At 77.5% G+C, this 249-nt stretch carries 1 protein-coding gene; it reads left to right on the top strand.

Going from position 1 to position 249, the window contains the following annotated elements:
• Positions 1-14 precede the first annotated feature (14 nt).
• A partial coding sequence (locus tag C7C45_RS33390) for a DUF6596 domain-containing protein (RefSeq protein ID WP_341866537.1) occupies positions 15-249 on the top strand: 235 nt, incomplete at its 3' end.

The raw sequence follows: 249 nt of genomic DNA, 5'->3' as shown, positions 1-249 counted from the left end.
TCACCCGGGGCTACGTGCCCGACGGCGAGCCGGCCTTCGCGGCCGAGGCGATCCGGCTGGCGCGGCTGCTCGACCGGCTGATGCCGGAGCAGTCCGAGGTGGCCGCGCTGCTGGCGCTGTTCCTGTTCCAGCACGCCCGTGCCGAGGCCCGCCGCGACGCCGCCGGCAACCTGCTCACCCTGCAGCGGCAGGATCGCCTCCGGTGGGACCGCGCCGCCATCGCCGAGGGCCTGGCCGCGCTCGACCGGG

The sequence above is a fragment of the Micromonospora arborensis genome (genome assembly GCF_003205615.1).
GTDB classification, from domain to species: Bacteria; Actinomycetota; Actinomycetes; order Mycobacteriales; family Micromonosporaceae; genus Micromonospora; species Micromonospora arborensis.
This window is presented reverse-complemented; position numbering and strand designations above follow the sequence as displayed.